This is a genomic window from Aquabacterium sp. UBA2148 (genome assembly GCF_002328915.1).
Taxonomy (GTDB): Bacteria; Pseudomonadota; Gammaproteobacteria; order Burkholderiales; family Burkholderiaceae_C; genus Aquabacterium; species Aquabacterium parvum.
Genome location: NZ_DCXA01000156.1, coordinates 5745 through 8654 on the forward strand (window position 1 = coordinate 5745; position 2910 = coordinate 8654).

The 2910-nt window shown below is 64.3% G+C and carries 4 protein-coding genes; all 4 read right to left on the reverse strand.

Features of this window, described 5'->3' with window-relative positions:
* Positions 1–198 precede the first annotated feature (198 nt).
* A complete protein-coding gene (locus B2W70_RS08520) occupies positions 199–786 on the reverse strand; it encodes a hemerythrin domain-containing protein (protein ID WP_286744783.1) in 588 nt (195 codons plus the stop codon).
* A 126-nt stretch (positions 787–912) separates the two neighbouring features.
* A complete protein-coding gene (locus tag B2W70_RS08525) occupies positions 913–1599 on the reverse strand; it encodes a hypothetical protein (RefSeq protein ID WP_286744785.1) in 687 nt (228 codons plus the stop codon).
* Between the two features lie 293 nt (positions 1600–1892).
* The gene (locus B2W70_RS08530) at positions 1893–2363 is read right to left on the reverse strand and encodes a DUF1854 domain-containing protein (RefSeq protein WP_286744788.1); all 471 of its coding nucleotides are present in this window, start codon (positions 2361–2363) and stop codon (positions 1893–1895) included.
* A 15-nt stretch (positions 2364–2378) separates the two neighbouring features.
* On the reverse strand, positions 2379–2910 hold a 532-nt coding region (locus B2W70_RS08535; protein WP_286744789.1), incomplete at its 5' end, for an ABC transporter ATP-binding protein.

The window sequence follows — 2910 nt, forward strand, 5'->3', positions numbered from 1 at the left end:
GGCTGGCGCCGCCGCCAAGCCGGCTGCCAAGAAGGCCGCTGCCAAGAAGGCCAAGAAGTGATGTGAAGGCCCCGGGCTCTGGCCGGGGTCTGTTCGTCGCAGCAACGCGCCGCGCTCCCTCACGGGAGGCGGCGCGTTTTGCTTTTTGGGTGGGGTGAGTCGAGTCGACGCTTGCTGAACGGTTCGACTCACGCCCGCTCAGCTTGGTGAGCTTTCGGCCATCGCCGTCGGTGTGGACTGGCCGCGCTGCTTGCGCCGCTGCGCCATTTCTCGGCCCATGCCTTTGAGGTCCCACTCGTTGATGCGTGCGCGGGCCTCGGGGTAGATCAAGGACTCTTCCAGCGCAATGTGGTCCTGGTAAAGCGCCTGAAAAACCGGCACCGCCAGGCGCAGTTGCTCCAGGTTGAACCAGTGGTAGCCCGCTGCGATCGACTCGAACTGAGGCGCCAGCTCCAGCCAGTCTTCCTCGATCCATCCGTGGTCTTGCTGCAGGCGAAGGGTCGCGTCGATCAGGTCTGCTCGGCCGCTGCGCAGCAGGGCAGGGAAGACGTGCCGTTCCTCGTCCAGGTGGTGCTCGCGAGCGGTGTTCATGAAGAACATGAAGATCGACCGAGCTATCTCCTGCGCGTGCCCATCCACGCCCTTGTCGGCCAGGTGCTCGATCAGCTGGTCCATCTGCTGCAGTGCGGTCACGACTTGCCGGTGGCAGCTGTCCAGGACGTCAAAGGGTTGCACGGCGCGGCCCCGAGGGGTGGCGGTGTCGTGGCTTTGGAGGATGGCGGACATGGCGGGCTCCTTTCTCGGATTTCCTTTGTGGGGACTGCATCCGATTCTGGGCGCCCGCCCGGGCAAGGGCTTGAGGCACATCAAGGCAAGGCCCTTGCGCGGGCCATGGTTGCTGGGAAGTTGGCGTCAGGGCCGATAAGGCTTGCTCGAGACGGCCTTTTTGCGCAGCTTGACGTCCACCGCAATGCGGATCTCGCCAAAGTCGATGATTTCAAGCGGTGCGGACATCACCTCATTGAGCTGAAGGCCATCGGTGAAGATGGCTCGGGCGGGCAGGGTCAGGAACAGTTGATCCAGTGTCTGGTGGGCCCGGATGCTCAAGGGGAACTGGTATTTGATGGCCAGTGCGGTCTGCTCGCGGAACTTGAAGATGGGGGCGTCGGTTTGGGGTGGGCCGCTGCGCGGGGAGGCGTCCGCGTGAATGACGTGCGACTTGAAGTCGATGCGGAAGTTGGCCAATGTCACCACCTCGGTGACACCGGTCTCTTCGTTGAGGCGCTCGAATCGCAAACCTGCGCCAGTGGCTTTGCCGCCGATCACCTTGAGTCCGTCGATGGTGATGCTGGTCACGGGCAGGGTGTAGGCGCCTGTCAGGCCTGCTGTCGCGCTGGCCTGGCCCACGGGTTTGATGCTGATCTCGGCCAGATCGAACGCGCCGAGCGCATCGCCGGAAAAGGCCTGCACCGCATCGGCCTGCAGTGCGTTGGTGGGGATGGTGAGGGTGGGCCAGGCCAGCGCCGTCAGGGGTGTCGCCGCGAGCGTCAGCGGCAGGATCAGAGAACGGAGCGAGGGGAGCAGTCGGTTTTTGTTCATCTCGGGTCTCCTGTCAGGTTGAGTGACCCCACCCGAATGGGTAGGTCAGCTCAGCGTAGGAGTCCGAAACCGACGGGGTGAAAGGGTGAAACGCCCGCTCCAGGCCGGCAATCAGGGGCTTCCAAGGGGAAGCACTGAGGCTTGACGTGGGTCAATCAAACAGGGTTGCCCCGAGGTCTTGACCCATCGAGTCAATCGTCATGCAGGATGACGATTTTTGGCATCAAAAGGTGATTGCAAGAACGCAGTTTGCTGATTTTGCAGGCAATTGACGCAACTGATGTTTTGGTCAGTCAGAGGAACCGTTCCAGCAGCTTGCGCGAGTGCTTGTCCAGTTCTGCCGTCTGGGCGATGCCGAATTGCAGCCCTTGCGCCGTCGAAATCAGCAGCCGACCCTGGCCCAGGCGACGGATGTCGTCCTCGCTTTTGAGGATGAGTTGCGTGGGGCCTCTGTCCGTCTCCACGGTCCAGGTGCTGGGCGTCGAAAACGTCGAGACCTCGGTGATGCGGCGAATCATGGGCGTGAACTCGCGGATGGCCAGCTCGGCCTGGATCAGGTCGCGGGCGTGACCGGGCAGGTCGGCCACACGGTCGATCCACTGCAGCTCGTGGCCTTCGGCGCTGACCAACGACAGCCCGCCATCTGGCGCGCTGATGGGGAAGGCGCGCACGGGCACAACACCTTCGTGCACGGTGCCGTCGGCCAGGGTCAGGTTCAGGCGACCATGGCCGTCGCGGGCGAGGGTGAAGTCAAGCGTGTTCATGTGCGGGTCCCGTTTTCAGCCTTCCAGCAGGGCGTCCTGCTCGGCCTTGCGGGCCTGGGCTTCGTAAAGGCGCCAATAGGCGCCACGGCGTTCCATCAGCTCGTCGTGCGGACCGACCTCGACCACTTGGCCTTTGTCCATCACGACAAGGCGGTCGGCCTTGCGCAGCGTGGACAGGCGGTGGGCGATGGCGATGGTGGTGCGGCCCTTGACGAGGTTGTCCAGCGCCTTCTGGATTTCCTTCTCCGTCTCGGTGTCCACGGCCGAGGTGGCCTCGTCCATGATCAGGATGCGCGGGTTGATGAGCAGCGCACGCGCGATGCTGATGCGCTGGCGCTCGCCGCCCGAGAGGCCCTGGCCGCGCTCGCCCACCAGCGAGTCGTAGCCATGCGGCAGGCGCAGGATGAAGTCGTGCGCGTGGGCGGCGCGGGCGGCGGCGACGATCTCTTCGCGCGTGGCTTCGGGCTTGCCGTAGGCGATGTTCTCGGCGATGGTGCCGAAGAACAGGAAGGGCTCTTGCAGCACCAGGCCGATGTGGCGGCGGGAG